Raw genomic sequence first — 15,814 nt, forward strand, 5'->3', positions numbered from 1 at the left:
GCCCTTTTTTGGCGCGGCATGCCCGTAAAAGGGGCAACCACGGCACGCTCATGCGCAGCGATTGGCAGAATGACGCATCCGGTGGCAGCCAGCCTGGCGAATTTCTGCTACCATCCATGCACTATTCACCTTGCACAGTGGCAGCGACTATGAAATTCGTCTCTTTTAATATCAACGGCCTGCGCGCCCGCCCACACCAACTGGCCGCCATCGTCGAAAAACACCAGCCGGACGTGATTGGCCTGCAGGAAACCAAAGTTCACGACGATATGTTCCCTCTCGAAGAGGTCGCCAAACTCGGCTATAACGTCTTTTATCATGGACAAAAAGGCCATTATGGCGTCGCGCTACTGACCAAAGAGACGCCGATTGCCGTCCGCCGCGGCTTTCCCGGCGATGGCGAAGAGGCTCAGCGCCGCATCATCATGGCGGAGATCCCGTCGCCTTTCGGCAACGTCACGGTGATTAACGGTTATTTCCCGCAGGGTGAGAGCCGCGATCATGAAACCAAATTCCCGGCCAAAGCGGCGTTCTATCAGAATCTGCAGAACTATCTGGAGACCGAACTCAACAAAGAGAATCCAGTGCTGATCATGGGCGATATGAACATCAGTCCCACCGATCTCGATATCGGTATCGGTGAAGAGAACCGCAAACGCTGGCTGCGCACCGGCAAATGTTCCTTCCTGCCGGAAGAGCGGGAATGGATGGATCGCCTGCTGGGCTGGGGCCTGGTGGATACCTGGCGTCAGGCTAACCCGGACAATCAGGAGCACTTCTCGTGGTTTGATTATCGCTCCAAAGGCTTCGATGATAACCGCGGGCTGCGCATCGACCTGCTGCTGGCCAGCCAGCCTCTGGCGCAGCACTGCGTGGAGACCGGGATCGATTATGAGATCCGTGGGATGGAAAAACCGTCCGACCACGCGCCGGTGTGGGCCACCTTCCGGTCATAATTCACGCCTTTCTCTCGCCTCCCGCTGTGCGGGGGGCAGAATTTCCTGAGCAAAATCAACAAAGCGACGGTAAACCATTGTGACCGTCGTCTGAACAGGATACTGTCGCGCGCACTTTTTGATGTCCACCGCGTCCAGGCTGTACAGGAGAACCCCTCATGCAAAAGAAGCCATCATCCGGCCATTGGTAAAGGGCTGGGACTTCTCGCGCTGGTGGCCACGCTGGCCGTGATCAGCCATCGCGTCGGTCTCCACGATCTGCTGACTCACCTGCATCTGCTTCAGGACACCCTGCGCCATCATGGCGCCTGGGGATATCTGGTCTATGTTGCGCTATTTATCATTGCCACCCTGTGTCTCATCCCCGGCAGCCTGCTGGTGATCGCCGGCGGGATGCTCTTCGGCCCGCTGACAGGTTCCCTGCTCTCGCTTGCCGCCGCCACCCTCGCCTCTTCGCTGTCGTTTTTAATCGCCCGCTGGCTTGGGCGCGATCTGCTGCAGCGCTATGTGGGCCATACCGCCGTCTTTCAGGCGATTGAGCGCGGTATCGCCCGCAGCGGCTGCGATTTCCTGATCCTCACCCGCCTGGTGCCGCTCTTTCCCTACAACATTCAGAATTACGCCTACGGACTGACGGCGATCCCTTTCTGGCCCTTTACCCTGATCTCCGCCGTGACTACCCTGCCGGGCCTGGTCATCTATTCGGTAATGGCCAGCGAGCTGGCCCGCGAGGGCGTAACTCTCGCCTTCGCGCTCAAACTGAGCCTCGCCGGCGGGCTGCTGTTTGCCCTGGTGCAGATGGGCAAACGGTTTGCCCGCGCCCGCCGTGTGGCAACGCCCTGCGAGGAGGTTCGCCATGACCCAACCTGATCGCCGTCACCTGCGCCGCTCCCGGCTGGCCCTTGCGGTGGTGGCCGTCGCCGGGCTGGCCGCCTGGTGGTGGTTACCCGGCGGGCGTGCCTTTCTGCAGCAGAGTCTGACGGCGTTAGCGTCGCTGGATCCGCAGCATGTCAGAGGGTTTATCGCCTCCTGGGGGCCGCAGGCCGCGCTGGTCTCATTTGCGCTGATGATCCTCCAGGCGATCGTCGCTCCGCTGCCGGCTTTCCTGATTACCCTGGCGAACGCCGCCCTGTTCGGCGCCTTCTGGGGCGGTGCGCTGTCGTGGTTCAGCGCCATGGTCGGGGCCGGGCTCTGCTTCTGCATCGCCAGAGCGCTGGGGCGCGAAGTGGTGGAAAAACTCACCGGCCGCGCGGTGCTGCGCAGCGTCGACGGCTATTTCACTCGCTTTGGCCCGCAGACGATCCTGGTCTGCCGCCTGCTGCCGTTTGTCCCGTTTGACCCGGTCAGCTATGCCGCCGGACTAACCTCGCTGCGCTTCTGGCCCTTTATGCTGGCCACCGGCGTGGGCCAGCTGCCGGCGACTATCGTCTATTCCTGGGCCGGGAGTCTGCTCACCGGGGGCACCTTCTGGCTGGCCACCGGGCTTTCGCTGCTTTTTGCCCTGGCGGTGGTCATCTCTATCGCCAAAAATATTTACCGTGAACGTCATAAGAGATCGTCGCCATGAGCTTACCCCCGCTGGATTCTGTCCCCCTGATCCTTCGTCCGCAGGCCTGGCTGCACCGCCGGCATTACGGCCAGGTGCTGAGCCCCATTCGCTGGTGGGGACGGATCCCGTGGCTGTTTTACCTGGTTTCGCTGTTCGTGGGCTACATTGAACGCCGCCGCTCGCCGCTGGATCCAGTTCTGCGATCGCTGGTCAGCGCCCGCATCGCCCAGCTGTGCCACTGCGAATTCTGTATCGATATCACCAGCATGACACTCGCTGCGCGGAGCGGGAGCCAGGACAAGCTGCTGGCGGTCGCCGACTGGCACAGCAGTACGCTGTTCAACGACAAAGAGCGTCTGGCGCTGGCCTATGCCGAAGCCGCCACCCAGACGCCCCCGGCAGTGGATGATGCCCTGCGCAGCGCGATGGCGGCGCATTTTGACGCCCGGGCGCTCACCGAGCTGACCGCCCTGATTGGCCTGCAAAATTTATCGGCGCGGTTCAATGCCGCGATGGCGATCCCGGCCCAGGGGTTGTGTCAGATGCCCACCTCTTCCTCGCAGAATAAGGAGTAACGATGCGCCGTTTGCGTGATTACAGCCTCTGTCTGTGCCTGCTGCTACTCTGGCCGCTGGCGGTTAATGCCGACGACAGCTGGCGACAGATCCAGACGGATGCCCGCGGGCAGACCGTCTGGTTTAACGCCTGGGGCGGGGACCCGGCCGTCAACCGCTATCTGGCGTGGGTCAGCGAGGAGGTCAAACGCCACTACGCGATCGACCTGCGTATTGTCCCCATCGCCGACGCCGCCGACGCAGTGAAACGTATCCAGAGCGAGGCGCAGGCTGGCCGTCAGCGGGGCGGATCAATAGATTTGCTGTGGATCAACGGCGAAAACTTTCGCACGCTTAAGCAGGCCAACCTGCTGCTTACCGGCTGGGCAGGAATGCTGCCCAACTGGCGCTACGTCGATCTGCAAAAACCGGTCCGGGAAGATTTTTCTGTCGCCACCGACGGTGCCGAGTCGCCGTGGGGCAGCGCCCAGCTGACGTTTATCGCCCGCCGCGGGCAAACCCCGCAGCCGCCCACCAGCCCGCAGGCGCTGCTGGCCTTCGCCAGAGCCCATCCCGGCAGCGTGACCTACCCGCGGCCGCCGGACTTCACTGGCACCGCCCTGCTGGAGCAACTTCTGATCGCCCTCACCGACCAACCGGCCGCCCTGCGCCAGCCGCCGCAGGCGGCGACCTTCGCGACGGTCACGGCCCCGCTGTGGCGTTATCTCGATGAGCTACACCCGGCCCTGTGGCGGGCGGGCAAGGATTTCCCGGCGTCGCCGGCCCGGATGGATGCCATGCTCAACAATGGCACCCTCCGCTTATCGCTCACGTTTAACCCGCTGCACGCCCGGCAGAAAGCCGCCAGCGGCGAATTACCGACGGACAGCTACAGTTTCGGCTTTACCGCGGGGACCCTCGGCAACGTCCATTTCGTCACCATTCCGGCTAACGCCCGCGCCGTTGCTGACGCCAAAGTGGTGGCCAATTTCCTGCTCTCGCCTGAAGCACAGCTGCGCAAGGCCGATGCCGCCGTCTGGGGCGATCCGAGCGTACTGGACCCGCAGCGTCTGCCTGACGGCCAGCGCCAGGCGCTGGCAGCAGCCCTGCCGCAGGATCTGCCGCCGGTGCTCGCCGAGCCGCATGCGGCGTGGGTTGACGCGCTGGAGCAGGAATGGCTGCGTCGCTACGGTACCCACTGATCCTGCTGGCCTGGGGGGCGATGGCGGCGATCTATCTGCCGTTGCTCCCCGCCGCCGGGGAACTGGTGGGCGCTGCGCGCTCCCCGGCCCACTGGCGGGCGCTGTTCGCCGACCCGCAACTGAGCCAGGCGCTGGCCGCCACGCTCGTTTCGACGCTGCTTTCCGTCGGCGGCGCGCTGCTGATCGCCCTGACCGTCGTCGCGGCCCTCTGGCCCTCGGCCCGCTGGCGTCGACTGGCTTCCCGTCTGCCGCTGCTGCTGGCGGTGCCCCATCTTGCCCTGGCGACGGCGGCGCTGCTGCTGTTCGCCGAAGGGGGCTGGATCTGGCAGTGGCTGCCGCTTCTGACGCCGCCGGTTGACCGGTATGGCATCGGACTTGGCCTGACGATGGCCCTGAAAGAGAGTGGCTTTGTGCTGTGGGTGATCTATGGCCTGCTGGGGGAGAAACGCCTCGCCGACCAGGCGACCGCGATGAAGAGCCTCGGCTACGGCCGCTGGCAGTGTCTGCGCTGGCTGGTGCTGCCCGCGCTGCTGCCCGCCCTCGGCATGGTGCTGCTGGCCACCACCGCCTGGAGTCTGTCGGCGGTCGATGTCGCCCTGGTGCTGGGGCCCGGCAATCCGCCCACTCTCGCCGTGCTGGCGTGGCAGTGGTTAAGCCAGGGCGATGACCTGCAGCAGGCCAAAGGGGCGCTGGCCAGCCTGCTGCTGATGGCGATTCTTGGCGGACTGGCGCTGGTGGCATGGGGAGGGTGGCGGATACAGCGCCAGTACCAGCCCGATCTGCGCGGTGTGCGTCATCCTCATCCGCATGCGCTGCCCGGCCGCCTGCTGGCGGCGCTGCTGCCGCTGAGCGGTCTGCTGGGCGCGCTATTGCTGGCGGGGCTGGCGCGCTCAGCGCCACCGCAGATGGATGCCCTCGGCAACAGCCTTGGCCTGGCGCTGGCGGCCTGCGCCCTCGGCGCGGCTGTCTGCCTGCTGTGGCTGGCCTGTGGTCCGGCACGAGGGGATGGCTGGGTCTGGCTACCGCTGGTCCTCCCGGCCCTGCCGCTGGCCGCTGGCCAGTACCGGCTGGCGCTGTATGCCTGGCTAGACGGCGAATGGTGGACCGTCCTGTGGGGCCATCTGCTGTGGGTGGTGCCATGGATGCTGTTTATTTTGCGCCCGGCCTGGCGCCAGCGCGATCCGCGGATGGCGGTAATCGCCCGCACGCTCGGCTGGGGGCCCACGCGTATTTTCTGGCTGCTGACCCTGCCCTCGCTGACCCGCCCGCTGCTGACCGCGCTGGCGGTGGGCTTTTCCGTGAGCATCGCGCAGTATCTGCCGACGCTATGGCTGGGGGCAGGCCGTATCCCGACGCTCACCAGTCAGGCGGTGGCGCTCAGCAGCGGCGGCGAGGTGCAGACGCTCGCCGCCCAGGCGCTGTGGCAATTACTGCTGCCGGCGGTATGCTTTACCCTGACGGCCCTTCTCGCCTGGCTGGCGGGCCGCTATCGACGAGGACTTCGCTAGTGCTAACCGTAAACCATCTGACCCTGAGCGTGAAACGTCAGCCGCTGCTGCGGGAGGTCGCCTTTTCGGTGGCGCCTGGAGAAGTGCTGACGCTGATGGGCCCCTCCGGTAGCGGAAAATCGACGCTGTTTGCCTGGATGATTGGCGCCCTGGCCGGCGACTTCCGCGCCGAGGGCGAGCTGTGGCTCAATGGACGTCGCTGCGATACGCTGCCGACGGAGCATCGACGCATCGGCATCCTGTTTCAGGACCCGTTACTGTTCGACCATTTCAGCGTCGGGCAAAATTTACAGCTGGCGCTGCCGGAGAGTGTGCGCGGCGAGGCGCGAAAAGCCGCAGTGGAGCAAGCGCTCAGCCGCGCCGGGCTGCATGGCTTCGCCCCACGCGACCCGGCCACGCTCTCCGGCGGGCAGCGGGCGCGGGTGAGCCTGCTGCGCGCCCTGCTGGCGCGCCCCGAGGCGCTGCTGCTCGATGAACCCTTCAGCCGTCTGGATGCCACCCTGCGCGCCGCGTTCCGCCGCTGGGTTTTTGAGGAACTGGCCCGCCAGGCCATTCCGGCGATCCTGGTGACCCACGATCGCGAGGACGGTCCGCCGGCGGGACGCTGCCTGGCGATGGAGACCTGGCAATGAAGAGCAATAGCGTGCAAACCTGCGTTACCGCAAAGAAATCAGCGCCTGGCGAGCGGAGAATACGCCCTCCACTTTTTACCGTCGGGCATTTCGATGAAACGTGTTTCTCAATTGACCGCACTCGCCCTGCTTATGGGGCTTGCTGCTTCCACCACCTGCGCCGCTGAAACCATGCCAGCGCTCACTCTCTCCCACCTGCAACAGCAGCACGGCGTGGCCATCGATACCCGGCTGAGCGCTTATTACAACGGCTGGCCGCAGCGCGCCAACGGCCCCGAAGGTCATGAGCCGCAGGCCCTGAATCTTTCCGCCCGCTGGCTCGGCGCCATGAGCGACGATCAGCTCCGCGCCTGGGCTAAGCAGCACCAGATCCAGCCGGATACCCCCGTCGCGCTGTACGGCAACCCGGAAGATAATGCCAGCGTCGCGGCGCGGCTGAAACAAGCGGGCTTCACCCGGCTCAGCACCCTGAGCGATGCGCTGAGCCAGACCGACCGCCTGCAAAAGCTGCCGCACTTTGAACAGCTGGTCTACCCCCAGTGGCTGCACGACCTGCAGCAGGGAAAACGCGTAGCCGCCGCCCCGACCGGCGACTGGAAAGTGTTCGAAGCCGCGTGGGGAGCGCCGAAACTCTATCTGCTGAGCCATATCCCTGGCGCGGGCTATATCGATACCAATGAGGTGGAAAGCGAACCGCTGTGGAATAAAGTGTCCGACGCACAGCTGAAAGCGATGCTGGCGAAGCACGGCATCCGGCATGACACCACGGTGATCCTCTACGGTCGCGACGTCTACGCCGCAGCGCGGGTGGCGCAGATCATGCTGTACGCCGGGGTCAAAGACGTGCGCCTGCTTGACGGCGGCTGGCAGACCTGGTCCGACGCCGGGCTGCCGGTCGAGCGCGGCATGCCGCCGGCGCAGCAGCCGGCGCAGGACTTCGGCGCGCCGATCCCCGGCCAGCCGCAGCTGATGCTGGATACCGAACAAGCCCGCGGGCTGCTGCATCGTCAGGACGCCTCGCTGGTCAGCGTCCGCTCGTGGCCGGAGTTTATCGGCACCACCAGCGGCTACAGCTATATCAAGCCGAAGGGTGACATCGCTGGCGCCCGCTGGGGCCACGCCGGGAGCGACTCCACGCACATGGAGGATTTCCATAACCCGGACGGCACCATGCGCAGCGCCGACGATATCGCTGCCCTGTGGCGCCAGTGGAACATTCTGCCGAGCCAGCAAGTGGCATTCTATTGCGGGACCGGCTGGCGGGCCTCGGAAAGCTTTATGTATGCCCGCGCCATGGGCTGGCCGCACATCGCGGTGTACGACGGCGGCTGGTACGAATGGAGCAGCAACCCGCACAATCCGGTCGCCCACGGAGAACGTGGCCCGGAAAGCAGTCAGTAACTCGTCCCGCCTCAGCGCGTCGCCCTTTGTCGGCGACGCGCGATACCCCGTTTACGCTGTGGTCGTTACCCGCTTTAAGGTCTGGTAGCCACTGCAGATACGCGTCGCCGTCGTCAGCCAGCACAGCGCGCCAAACAGCCACGCCAGCCAGGCGAAATGCGCCGGAAACAGGCAGCCGAGGACAAACAACAGGATGGTCTCCGTCCCCTCCGTCAGGCCTCCAAGATAGTACAGCGATTTATGGGCGTAGCCGGGATTGGCGATCTGATGCCTGGCCGCCAGCGCGGCAAAGGCGAGAAAGCTGCTGCCGGTGCCGATAAAGGCAAACAGCAGCCAGGCCCCCGCCAGGGCATTGTTCAGCGGATCTGCCAGAATAAAGCCGAACGGCACCAGGGCGTAGAAGAGAAAATCCAGTGCGATATCGAGAAAGCCCCCCGCGTCCGTGAGCCCGCGCCGCCGCGCCAGAGCGCCGTCCAGACCATCCAGCAGGCGGTTGAGGAGAATAGCGACCAGCGCCGCGCTATACCACCCCAGCGCCAGAAAGGGCAGCGCCAGCACACCGATGGCAAAACCGAGCAGCGTCAGCCCGTCCGGTGAAATACCCGGGCGGTCAAGCGCGCCGGCGACAGCGTTAAGCAGGGGTTTGAGGCGCGGATGCAGGTGGCTATCAAGCACGGAGGTCTCCAGCAGGGTTGGCGGTTGTCAGTCAAGGTCTGTGGCGGTGATAATAGGCCAGATTCGTCCTATTAACGTTGATGCTTATGCTAAAAATGATTGATGTTGTCGCGGCCATTATTGAACAGGATGGCAAGATTTTGCTGGCGCAGCGTCCGCCCCACGCCGACCAGCCGGGAATGTGGGAGTTCGCTGGCGGCAAAGTGGAGCCTGGTGAAAGCCAGCCACAGGCGCTGGCCCGCGAGCTACAGGAGGAGATGGGCATCATCGCCCACCCGGCATGCTATATCGCCAGTCATCAGCGTGAAGTCTCCGGCCGCCAGATCCATCTGCACGCCTGGTGGGTACCGCACTTTCAGGGCATACCGCTGGCCCACTATCATAGTCAGCTGCGCTGGTGCCTTCCCACAGAAGCGCTGGCCCTCGATCTCGCCCCGGCCGATATCCCTCTACTGCACGCCTTTATTGCCCAGCGTCCCTCCCTTTCCGTCCGCTGATCCGCCCGCCGCCTCGTCATCGCTTTTAGTTATGACTGGCGGCCAATTATAAATTTTGTTGTCCGCTTAATTTTTCCTTGCTTGCCTAAGGATTAGCGGTGTTATAGTCGGAAAATCGGTTTTTTCAAGGACCGAATCATAATAAATACATGCAACCACAACCATAAGGGGACCTTATATCTATGGATCAGACGTGCACTCTGGAAGGCTTTCTCACCCGCGTTCAACAGCGCGATCCTCATCAAACCGAATTTGCTCAAGCCGTCCGGGAGGTGATGACCACCCTGTGGCCTTTCCTTGAGGAAAATCCGCGCTATCGTCAGCTTGCTTTGCTGGAACGTCTGGTGGAACCGGAGCGCGTGATCCAGTTCCGCGTAGTGTGGGTTGATGACCGCAATCAGGTCCAGGTCAACCGCGCGTGGCGCGTGCAGTTCAACTCGGCCATCGGCCCGTATAAAGGCGGGATGCGTTTCCACCCGTCGGTTAACCTGTCGATTCTCAAATTCCTTGGCTTCGAGCAGACCTTCAAAAACGCCCTGACCACCCTGCCGATGGGCGGCGGGAAAGGCGGTAGCGATTTCGATCCTAAAGGCAAGAGCGATGGCGAAGTGATGCGCTTCTGCCAGGCGCTGATGACCGAGCTCTATCGCCATCTTGGCCCGGATACCGACGTACCGGCGGGCGATATCGGCGTCGGCGGCCGCGAAGTCGGCTTTATGGCCGGGATGATGCGCAAGCTCTCCAACAACAGCGCCTGCGTCTTCACCGGTAAAGGCCTCTCCTTTGGCGGCAGCCTGATCCGTCCGGAAGCCACCGGTTACGGTCTGATCTACTTCACCGAAGCGATGCTCAAACGTCACGGCCTCGGCTTCGAAGGCGCTCGCGTGGCGGTTTCCGGCTCCGGCAACGTCGCGCAATACGCCATTGAGAAAGCGATGGAGCTTGGCGCGCGGGTGGTCACGGCCTCCGACTCCAACGGCACCGTCGTTGACGAAGCGGGCTTCACCAAAGAAAAACTGGCCCGCCTGATCGACATTAAAGAGCGTGCCCATGGCCGCGTGGCCGACTACGCCCGCGAATTTGGCCTCACCTATCTTGAAGGCCAGCAGCCGTGGTCAGTGCCGGTGGATATCGCCCTCCCTTGCGCGACCCAGAATGAACTGGACGTCGATGCCGCCCGCCAGCTGATTGCCAATGGCGTCAAGGCCGTGGCGGAAGGCGCCAACATGCCGACCACCATCGCCGCAACCGACCTGTTCCTGGAAGCTGGCGTGCTGTTTGCCCCGGGCAAAGCGGCCAACGCCGGCGGCGTGGCGACTTCCGGTCTGGAGATGGCGCAGAACGCCGCGCGCATGGGCTGGAAAGCGGAAAAAGTGGATGCCCGTCTGCATCACATCATGCTGGATATCCACCACGCTTGCGTGCAGTACGGCGGCGAAGCGAAGCAGACCAACTACGTGCGCGGCGCGAATATCGCCGGTTTCGTGAAAGTCGCGGATGCCATGCTGGCCCAGGGCTTGATTTAACCTCCCCTGACTCCATCCCGGCGGCTGCCCGCCGGGATGCGTCTCACGACGTCATCGTGATCACCACTTTCCCCAGATGCTGACCACTGTCCAGACAGGCATGGGCCTCGGCAACCTCCTGTTTCTCCGCCGCCGTCCGGCCGCGCATGGTTGAGCCGGTGACGCCGGCGGCTTTCACCGCAATGAGCACCTCATTCTCCCCAATAGCAGGGATTTCTCCTTCGCGGATCTGCAATACCTCCGGGCCGCCCGGTTGGCTAATAGCGATATATTTCACGGGTCCTCCTTATCGCCGGTGAGAGAAATGAGCAATGATATCGGGAAGCGCGAAGGCGCATTCAGGGGGGAAAGTCGTCAAGCCCTGCCCGGCTGTTTAGTGTAGACCATTGACCTGGCTGGCGGAGAAGCGGTGGCCGCGGGGATTCACATCCTCGCGACCACCGGCGGGTTACTGCGGCGGCGGCGCAGCATCGTCTGCTGCTTTTTTCCCTTTCGGCTTGCCTTTACCTTTAGTGAACGATTTTTTCGCCCCGGCTGGCGCGGCCAGGCCGCGGAACTGACGCACTGGCGTGCTCCGCGCCTGATCGATCAGCTGGAACAGCGTCCCCACCAGCGGCTGCATAAAGTCCTGATAGCGGCACTGCTTTTCGCTGATCTGCGTCAGGACCGATTCCCAGTGGGCGGTCATATCCGGGCGCGCGGCCATCTCCGGCAGGGAGTGAATCAGCGCCCGGCCAGCATCCGATGAGTGGATATAACGCCCCTTTTTGGTCAGGAAACCGCGCTTAAACAGTAGCTCGATAATCCCGGCGCGGGTCGCTTCTGTGCCGAGACCGTCGGTGGCGCGGAGGATCTTCTTCAGATCTTTATCCTGTACGAAACGGGCAATCCCGGTCATCGCCGACAGCAGCGTGGCATCGGTAAAGTGGCGCGGCGGCTGCGTCTGACGCTCCACCACTTCGCCCTTCTCGCACTGCAGTTCATCGTCTTTGGCCACCACCGGCAGCGGCGTGCCGTCGTTCTCTTCATCGCGCTCTTTGCTGCCCAGCAGCGTCCGCCAGCCAGCCTCTGCCAGAAAACGCGCCTTGGCGACAAACTTACCGTTGGCGATCTCGAGGTCAATCTGGCATTTGCGGAACACCGCGTCCGGGCAGAACTGCATCAGATACTGCCGGGCGATCAGGTGGTAAACCTTCGCTTCGTTATCGGTGAGCTTGACCTGGCTGCTGCGGGCGGTCGGGATAATCGCATGGTGCGCATCGACCTTTTTATCATCCCAGCAGCGGTTGCGGATCTCCGGATCCATCACTGGCTGCGGCAGCAGGTCCGCCGCATGGACAGCAATCGCATTCAGCACCGCATGGCGGCCGGCGAAGTGCTCTTCCGGCAGGTAGCGGCTGTCCGAACGCGGGTAGGTAATGAGCTTATGGGTTTCGTACAGCTTCTGGCAGATATCCAGCACGTTCTGCGCGCTGAAGCCGAAACGTTTGGCCGCCTCAATCTGCAGCGCCGACAGCGAGAACGGCAGCGGTGCGGGTTCGGAATCGCGCTTATCGTTATAGGCGGTCACCAGCGCCGGCTGGCCTTCGATACGTTTAACCACGTGCTCGGCCAGCGGACGATGCAGCAGACGCCCTTCTTCATCCTGGTAAGGTTCGCAGGCTTCGCTCGGCACCCAGGTGGCGACAAAGCGCTCTTCCTGCGGCGTGACGATATGCGCCTTCACGTCGAAGAAATCTTTGGCGACGAAGTTTTCAATCTCTTCATCGCGGCGTACCACCAGGCCAAGTACCGGGGTCTGCACCCGCCCTACGGAGAGCACCCCCTGATAGCCGGCGTTACGCCCCAGCAGGGTGTAGGCCCGGGTCATATTGATGCCGTACAGCCAGTCGGCGCGCGCCCGCGCCAGCGCCGACACGCAGAGCGGCACGAACTCGCTGTTGGCGCGCAGGCGGTTGATCGCCCGCTCCACCGCCTGCGGATTGAGATCGTTAATCAGACAGCGCTGCACCTGCTGACGCTTCTCCGGCGCCAGCTGCAGGTAATCGAGCACTTCGTCTACCAGCAACTGCCCTTCTCTGTCCGGGTCGCCGGCATGGATAACTTGCTCGGCGTCGCCGAGCAAGCGCTTGATCACATTGAGCTGTTTGGTGACCGAGGGTTTGGGCTGTAGCTGCCATTTCTCCGGCACAATCGGCAGGTCGGTGAGATTCCAGCGGGCATAGCGGCTGTCATAGACGTCCGGCTGCGCCTGTTCCAGCAGGTGGCCGATACACCAGGTGACCACCTGCCCGTTGCCGCACTCAATATAGCCATCGCCTTTGCGGTGCGGTTTAGGCAACACATCGGCGATCGCCCGACCGAGACTCGGTTTTTCTGCAATAAACAACCGCATCGAATCAACGGATCTCGATCATGGGTCGTCCGCCACGGGCGGTGACCAGCTCGCCGATGGCGGCCAGCTTAATGCCGAACTCCGCCGCGGCCGCCTGTACTTCCGCCTCCGCTTCCGGGGTTACCGCCAGCAGCAGGCCGCCAGAGGTCTGCGGATCGCACAGCAGGTCACGCCACTCCGCCGGCATCTCACCCATCAGATGGCCGTAGCTGGCAAAGTTGCGCCCGGTGCCGCCCGGCACTGCACCGGCGGCGATATAGGCTTCCACCCCCGGCAGTTTCGGGATATCGGCATAGCGCAGCTGCGCCTGCACGCCGGCCCCGCGGCACACCTCGCTGAGATGGCCAAGCAGACCAAAGCCGGTAACGTCGGTCATCGCCTTCACCCCGTCGATGGCGGCAAACGCAGCGCCGGCGAGGTTCATCTGGCACATGGTCTCCGTCGCCAGTCCCTGATGCTCTGGCTTGAGCAGCGATTTTTTCTCCGCAGTGGTCAGTACGCCAATGCCCAGCGGTTTAGTGAGATACAGTTTGCAGCCCGCCTGCGCGGTGCTGTTTTTCTTGATGCGCTCGGTGGGCACCACGCCGGTGACCGCCAGACCGAAGATCGGTTCCGGAGCGTCAATGGAGTGGCCACCCGCCAGTGCGATCCCGGCCTGCTGGCAGGCAAAGCGCCCGCCTTCCACCACTTCACGGGCAATTTCCGGCGCCAGGGTGTTGATCGGCCAGCCGAGAATAGCAATCGCCATAATCGGTTTCCCACCCATGGCGAAAATATCACTGATGGCGTTGGTGGCAGCGATGCGGCCAAAGTCGAACGGATTATCGACAATCGGCATAAAGAAATCGGTGGTGCTGACGATTGACGTGCCGTTACCAAGATCATAGACGGCAGCATCATCGCTGGTTTCGTTGCCGACAAGCAGGTTCGGGTCGACAAACTTCGCCTGCTCGCTATGCAGGATGGTTTCCAGCACCTTCGGGGAAATTTTACAACCACAACCGGCTCCGTGGCTGTATTGCGTTAAACGAATGGCTTGCTCGCTCATGGACATCTCCTGTCATTGCAATCCCGCTATGTTAGCGCCCAAACGTCAGGGTGGTAAGTACGACAGTCTGAAATCGCGTATGGTTGCTCATTAAGCAGACAAAAAGCCGTTTTTGCGAGATGCGACAATTTTTTCCCGACCATTTTCACTTTTACTTAAAGATGACAGAAATGTGACAACACAGCGCTGTCTTCTCTGGACTGATTATGACGTAAGGAAATTCTAATGAAAAAGCGTGTTCTTGCCCTTTGCCTGGCCAGTTTCTTCTCCGTTAGCGCCTTTGCTCTGGTTCCCCCCGGGAACGATGTCACCACCAAGCCCGATCTCTACTATCTGACCAACGCCCAGGCCATCGACAGCCTGGCGCTGTTGCCGCCGCCACCGGCGGTGGGCAGTATCGCGTTCTTAAACGATCAGGCGATGTATGAGCAGGGGCGTCTGCTGCGCAATACCGAGCGCGGGAAGCTGGCGGCAGAGGATGCCAACCTCAGCGCGGGCGGCGTGGCTAACGCCTTCTCCAGCGCCTTTGGCTCCCCAATCACCGAGAAAGACGCGCCTCAGCTCCACAAACTGCTGACCAATATGATTGAAGACGCCGGCGATCTGGCGACCCGCGGGGCGAAAGAGAAATACATGCGCATTCGTCCGTTTGCGTTCTATGGCGTCTCCACCTGCAACACCACCGAGCAGGACAAGCTGTCGAAAAACGGCTCTTACCCGTCCGGGCATACCTCTATCGGCTGGGCCACCGCCCTGGTGCTGGCGGAGATCAACCCGCAACGGCAAAACGAAATTTTGAAGCGCGGCTATGAGCTCGGCGAGAGCCGGGTGATCTGCGGCTATCACTGGCAGAGCGATGTCGATGCGGCGCGCATCGTCGGCTCCGCAGTGGTCGCTACGCTGCACACCAACCCGGCCTTCCAGCAGCAGTTGCAGAAAGCCAAAGACGAATTCGCCAAAACGCAGAAGTAACGTCATCGCCGTTGAACTCCCGGAGGCGGCGCCTGGCGCGCCTTGTCCGGGCTACAAAAACCGCGATTGATTCGAATGGTAGGGGTTGTAGGCCGGGTCAGGCGCAAGCCGCCACCCGGCATAGATGCGGCTCCAAGCCTGATGCCATCGCCCGGCGGCGCTGCGCTTGCGCGGGCCTACAGACAGTCAGAGCCGGATGCGTTGACCGGGTAAGGCGCCAGCCGCCACCCGGCATCACAAGCACCGACTCAGAAGCGCGTCACAAACGGCGCGGTATCCGGCAGGGCAATGGTGGTTGAGGCTTTTAGCTGCGGCGTCCCCAGATAGAGGAAGCCGACAATTTTATCCTGCTCGCGGCACGCGAAGCCGGCCCGCACCACCGGGCTCTCGGTCAATGCTCCGCTGCGCCAGATGCCATTGAATCCCTGGGCCAGGGCCGCCATCTGCATCGCCATCACCGCACAGCCAGCGGACATCTCCTGCTCCCAGCGCGGCACCTTCGGGTGGTCTTCACAGCGCGCGACTACGGTAATGATCAGCGGCGCGCGGAACGGCGCATTGCGGGCTTTCTCTATTCCCTTCTCATCCTGGCCGGCCTCTGTGGCCCCTTTTTCCAGCAGCTGGCTGAAGCGCTCGCGGCCGTCATCGGCGATAATAAAAAAGCGCCACGGCTGCAGGGTGCCATGATCCGGGGCGCGCAGCCCGGCGCGCAGAATGTTTTCCAGCTGTTCGCCAGCCGGGGCAGGTTCCGCCAGGCGAGAAGCGCTCCGGCGATTAAGCAGTAGATCGAGAGCATCCATCTGTATAACTCCTGTGATGTCATTTTTCATAAAATTAACATGCACAAGGATTTTGTTACAGCGTGGTCGGTGATTCCTGCTGACAACCGACGGCTCACT

The 15,814-nt window shown here is 62.8% G+C and carries 15 protein-coding genes and 1 pseudogene; 11 read left to right on the forward strand and 5 right to left on the reverse strand.

The features are described from left to right. Positions 1–149: 149 nt before the first annotated feature. The 8 genes from xthA (at position 150) to CWM53_RS02865 (ending at position 7,802) form a co-directional block, all read left to right on the forward strand. Positions 150–956 carry an exodeoxyribonuclease III gene (xthA, locus tag CWM53_RS02830; RefSeq protein ID WP_100729931.1) on the forward strand — a complete coding sequence of 269 codons (807 nt, stop codon included), beginning with the start codon at positions 150–152 and terminating at the stop codon, positions 954–956. 213 nt (positions 957–1,169) lie between these two features. Continuing rightward, positions 1,170–1,826 (forward strand): TVP38/TMEM64 family protein, encoded by a 657-nt coding sequence (locus CWM53_RS02835; RefSeq protein WP_100729932.1) that lies wholly within the window; start codon positions 1,170–1,172, stop codon positions 1,824–1,826. Then, entirely contained in the window at positions 1,813–2,523 is a 711-nt protein-coding gene (locus CWM53_RS02840; RefSeq protein WP_074386150.1) for a TVP38/TMEM64 family protein, read from the forward strand. The genes CWM53_RS02835 and CWM53_RS02840 overlap by 14 nt, the downstream gene beginning before the upstream one ends. Then, positions 2,520–3,080, forward strand: a complete 561-nt coding sequence (locus tag CWM53_RS02845) for a carboxymuconolactone decarboxylase family protein (RefSeq protein ID WP_074386151.1) — start codon at positions 2,520–2,522, stop codon at positions 3,078–3,080. The genes CWM53_RS02840 and CWM53_RS02845 overlap by 4 nt, the downstream gene beginning before the upstream one ends. 2 nt (positions 3,081–3,082) lie before the next feature. Further along, positions 3,083–4,261 (forward strand): ABC transporter substrate-binding protein, encoded by a 1,179-nt coding sequence (locus tag CWM53_RS02850; protein ID WP_100750716.1) that lies wholly within the window; start codon positions 3,083–3,085, stop codon positions 4,259–4,261. Further along, on the forward strand, positions 4,234–5,769 hold the full coding sequence (locus CWM53_RS02855) for an ABC transporter permease subunit (protein WP_100750717.1): 1,536 nt from the start codon (positions 4,234–4,236) through the stop codon (positions 5,767–5,769). The genes CWM53_RS02850 and CWM53_RS02855 overlap by 28 nt, the downstream gene beginning before the upstream one ends. After that, positions 5,769–6,401: an ATP-binding cassette domain-containing protein gene (locus CWM53_RS02860; RefSeq protein ID WP_023297432.1), complete on the forward strand. Its 633-nt coding sequence runs from the start codon at positions 5,769–5,771 to the stop codon at positions 6,399–6,401. The genes CWM53_RS02855 and CWM53_RS02860 overlap by 1 nt, the downstream gene beginning before the upstream one ends. A gap of 93 nt (positions 6,402–6,494) precedes the next feature. Further along, positions 6,495–7,802, forward strand: a complete 1,308-nt coding sequence (locus tag CWM53_RS02865; protein ID WP_100729935.1) for a sulfurtransferase — start codon at positions 6,495–6,497, stop codon at positions 7,800–7,802. Between the two features lie 51 nt (positions 7,803–7,853). On the opposite strand, the gene CWM53_RS02870 is transcribed toward CWM53_RS02865, so the two are convergent. Next, entirely contained in the window at positions 7,854–8,477 is a 624-nt protein-coding gene (locus CWM53_RS02870; protein WP_040975813.1) for a CDP-alcohol phosphatidyltransferase family protein, read from the reverse strand. An 86-nt stretch (positions 8,478–8,563) separates the two neighbouring features. On the opposite strand from CWM53_RS02870, the gene CWM53_RS02875 reads away from it, so the two are divergent. Further along, positions 8,564–8,974: a pyrimidine (deoxy)nucleoside triphosphate diphosphatase gene (locus tag CWM53_RS02875; protein WP_074386224.1), complete on the forward strand. Its 411-nt coding sequence runs from the start codon at positions 8,564–8,566 to the stop codon at positions 8,972–8,974. A gap of 182 nt (positions 8,975–9,156) precedes the next feature. Next, positions 9,157–10,500 carry an NADP-specific glutamate dehydrogenase gene (gene gdhA / locus CWM53_RS02880; protein WP_100729936.1) on the forward strand — a complete coding sequence of 448 codons (1,344 nt, stop codon included), beginning with the start codon at positions 9,157–9,159 and terminating at the stop codon, positions 10,498–10,500. 160 nt (positions 10,501–10,660) lie between these two features. Here the strand turns inward: gdhA and CWM53_RS31590 are convergent. The 3 genes and pseudogenes from CWM53_RS31590 to selD all read right to left on the reverse strand — a co-directional run. Beyond that, a pseudogene (locus CWM53_RS31590) lies at positions 10,661–10,777 on the reverse strand (NAD(P)H-quinone oxidoreductase); the annotation flags it as partial. Positions 10,778–10,948: 171 nt separating this feature from the next. After that, on the reverse strand, positions 10,949–12,895 hold the full coding sequence (locus CWM53_RS31595) for a DNA topoisomerase III (protein WP_100729937.1): 1,947 nt from the start codon (positions 12,893–12,895) through the stop codon (positions 10,949–10,951). A gap of 4 nt (positions 12,896–12,899) precedes the next feature. After that, a complete protein-coding gene (gene selD, locus CWM53_RS02895; RefSeq protein ID WP_074386159.1) occupies positions 12,900–13,943 on the reverse strand; it encodes a selenide, water dikinase SelD in 1,044 nt (347 codons plus the stop codon). Positions 13,944–14,168: 225 nt separating this feature from the next. Between selD and phoC the strand changes: the two genes are divergently transcribed. Then, positions 14,169–14,915 carry an acid phosphatase PhoC gene (phoC, locus tag CWM53_RS02900; protein ID WP_074386160.1) on the forward strand — a complete coding sequence of 249 codons (747 nt, stop codon included), beginning with the start codon at positions 14,169–14,171 and terminating at the stop codon, positions 14,913–14,915. A 248-nt stretch (positions 14,916–15,163) separates the two neighbouring features. Here the strand turns inward: phoC and CWM53_RS02905 are convergent, their stop codons facing one another. Continuing rightward, positions 15,164–15,715, reverse strand: a complete 552-nt coding sequence (locus CWM53_RS02905) for an NAD(P)H nitroreductase (protein WP_008807622.1) — start codon at positions 15,713–15,715, stop codon at positions 15,164–15,166. Between the last annotated feature and the right edge of the window lie 99 nt (positions 15,716–15,814).

This window comes from Klebsiella sp. A-Nf5 (assembly GCF_002810545.1).
Lineage (GTDB): Bacteria > Pseudomonadota > Gammaproteobacteria > Enterobacterales > Enterobacteriaceae > Klebsiella > Klebsiella variicola.

Bases quoted from the DNA above. Each gene is read 5' to 3' on its own strand.
- xthA (WP_100729931.1), top strand. From the start codon at position 150: ATGAAATTCGTCTCTTTTAATATCAACGGCCTGCGCGCCCGCCCACAC.
- CWM53_RS02840 (WP_074386150.1), top strand. From the start codon at position 1,813: ATGACCCAACCTGATCGCCGTCACCTGCGCCGCTCCCGGCTGGCCCTT.
- CWM53_RS02845 (WP_074386151.1), top strand. From the start codon at position 2,520: ATGAGCTTACCCCCGCTGGATTCTGTCCCCCTGATCCTTCGTCCGCAG.
- CWM53_RS02850 (WP_100750716.1), top strand. From the start codon at position 3,083: ATGCGCCGTTTGCGTGATTACAGCCTCTGTCTGTGCCTGCTGCTACTC.
- CWM53_RS02855 (WP_100750717.1), top strand. From the start codon at position 4,234: ATGGCTGCGTCGCTACGGTACCCACTGATCCTGCTGGCCTGGGGGGCG.
- CWM53_RS02865 (WP_100729935.1), top strand. From the start codon at position 6,495: ATGAAACGTGTTTCTCAATTGACCGCACTCGCCCTGCTTATGGGGCTT.
- CWM53_RS02875 (WP_074386224.1), top strand. From the start codon at position 8,564: ATGCTAAAAATGATTGATGTTGTCGCGGCCATTATTGAACAGGATGGC.
- gdhA (WP_100729936.1), top strand. From the start codon at position 9,157: ATGGATCAGACGTGCACTCTGGAAGGCTTTCTCACCCGCGTTCAACAG.
- CWM53_RS31595 (WP_100729937.1), bottom strand. From the start codon at position 12,895: ATGCGGTTGTTTATTGCAGAAAAACCGAGTCTCGGTCGGGCGATCGCC.
- selD (WP_074386159.1), bottom strand. From the start codon at position 13,943: ATGAGCGAGCAAGCCATTCGTTTAACGCAATACAGCCACGGAGCCGGT.
- phoC (WP_074386160.1), top strand. From the start codon at position 14,169: ATGAAAAAGCGTGTTCTTGCCCTTTGCCTGGCCAGTTTCTTCTCCGTT.
- CWM53_RS02905 (WP_008807622.1), bottom strand. From the start codon at position 15,715: ATGGATGCTCTCGATCTACTGCTTAATCGCCGGAGCGCTTCTCGCCTG.